The organism is Gilliamella sp. Choc4-2 (assembly GCF_001690355.1).
Taxonomy (GTDB): Bacteria; Pseudomonadota; Gammaproteobacteria; order Enterobacterales; family Orbaceae; genus Gilliamella; species Gilliamella apicola_A.
Window position 1 is genome coordinate 1 of record NZ_LZHG01000017.1, and the last position, 2,201, is coordinate 2,201.

The following is a 2,201-nucleotide window of genomic DNA, read 5'->3' on the forward strand; positions in this document are numbered from 1 at the left end:
CTTTGAATTCGCGTTTTATAATCGGTAAAATCGCACCCTGTCAGTAACGATAACATCAGTAAACTACTACCTAATATTAAGACTTTTTTGATTTGTGTTTTCATCAGTTATTACCTGTTAGTTAAAATTTGTTAATCGATTCTGTCACTGCTTCGGCTTATGGCTCGTATCAGCTGTATATTGGTATGACAGTAAGTATGGAAACACTTTTTTACCCCGCAAATCTTAAACTTAACAGTAATCTAATGAATTAAAATAACTTTATAAAATATAACCGCCACTTTTAGCCCTTCTTAGCTTTAATTCACCATAATCATTAACATTATAATAATGAGTCCCTCTGGCAAGATCCTTACCTGTTACGACATCTTCAAGACCATCAAAATTAGGATACAAGCTATAAATATCCTTATTTTTTATCCAATTTGGCACATTTTCCATATGGTAACGGAATGACACCATTCTCATACCTTTAAGTTGATTATCAACCTCTGTAATCCTATCAACTACAACCCGACCAAAGCAGAAGTTAGTGCCCCCCCACCAATCTACGTATTTGCGACCTTCATCCGTTAAATTATAACGGTACAGGGGCTTATCGCCATCATGACCAACCAGCTCTTCGGTAAATAATCCCTCTTTGGCATAGAGGGATAGCTTCAAGTTCAATCTTCTATTTTGTTTTACTTTATCATAAGGCTCTTTCGGATCAATTTCGCCTTCAACATAGTGAATAGTATAAGGATACATATCCTCAGTTAAATCTCCTACTGCCAAACAAACTGATTTATTTCCTGTTGGGTTATTAATATCGTTTTCCCTTTGAATTCGCGTTTTATAATCGGTAAAATCGCACCCTGTCAGTAACGATAACATCAGTAAACTACTACCTAATATTAAGATTTTTTTGATTTGTGTTTTCATCAGTTATTACCTGTTAGTTAAAATTTGTTAATCGCTTTTGTCACTGCTTCGGCTTATGGCTCGTTTCAGCTGTATATTGGTATGACAGTAAGTATGGAAACACTTTTTTACCCTGTTCATCCACTTTCCCCGTTGGCCAATATTGAACGGTGCAAATCACTTCAAACTGACCAGTTACCCGCCCTACTAGTTGGTTTATCATAAATAAACCGATATTTGGCGCTTTTGGCTTGGTCGTTGTAACCTCTGTGGTGGCGCTGTCTGCTGGTGTTGCCACTTTTTCCTGCGATGTTTTAATATCGATACCCATCACTTGCTGCATGGCATACCAATTTTTAACCGTATTTCCCAATTCTTTGGGCTCAGCCTGATAATATTCATACGTTTTTTCTTTCTCATTCCTTATCATATTTTCATTAACCAGTTTAAAATAGGCTGGATTGTATTGAACGGGTTCAATAATTATATTTTCACCGCCATGACTAACTTCTAATATGGTCTCTTGTGGTTCACCACGGTGGCGGATGGTGATTGTTCCTTCAAATTTGGCCTTATTTTTTACAAAGTCAGGCAGTTGCATCACTAAGTTTAAATTGTACAATTTACTGTTTGAGGTTTTATTTATTGCCTCTACCACTTCACGTTGGTCATCGGTTCCCCAAACGATCCCTGTGACTTTAGTGGGCGCACTATTTTTTAGATTTTGTTGACCTTTTTTCCCCAAATCGCTTGCATTCACTTCATGGTGGGCGGTTTGGCAAAGTCCTTTTCGGGATGCCAAATAAAAATCTTGCTCGGATAGGTAGTTGCCCGTATCACTAATGGGGTAAGGTGGGTATAAGTCATTGCGAGCTAGGTTGCCAAATATGGAGCGGTTTATCCATTTGTCCATTTCGTCCCATTGGCTGCCGTCGTCGTAAGTGCCAAATAGAAAATTAAGAATAAATGGCGCTAAAACTAAAACCAGCCCCCATGGTCCAGACAACGCAAACGATAACCCCAATCCGGCTATTGCAAAACCAATACAAGAACTGACCATAAAACTAACGGCGCCAACATCACCCCGGGCTAATGCTTTATTGGCACGACAGATATCATTTAAGCTATCCACCAATGCCAATACTTTACCTGCTGCGCCAACAAAGTTCCCTGCTTTACCTAGCTTATTGAGTACTTTTAATAAGCTTTCGTTACGTTCACCAAAAAGAGCCGCCAGTTTGATGCCGGAGATTGCCGCTTCAGATGCCGTTAGGGCTATATCTAAATAAGTCCTAAAT

General features: G+C 38.8%; 2 protein-coding genes. Both read right to left on the reverse strand.

From position 1 onward, the window contains the following. Positions 1-261 precede the first annotated feature (261 nt). Complete coding sequence (locus tag A9G34_RS02785; protein WP_065568809.1) at positions 262-924, reverse strand: hypothetical protein; 663 nt, start codon at positions 922-924, stop codon at positions 262-264. Positions 925-964: 40 nt separating this feature from the next. Continuing rightward, the coding region (locus A9G34_RS10700; RefSeq protein ID WP_176701466.1) for a hypothetical protein at positions 965-2,201 on the reverse strand (1,237 nt) is incomplete at its 5' end.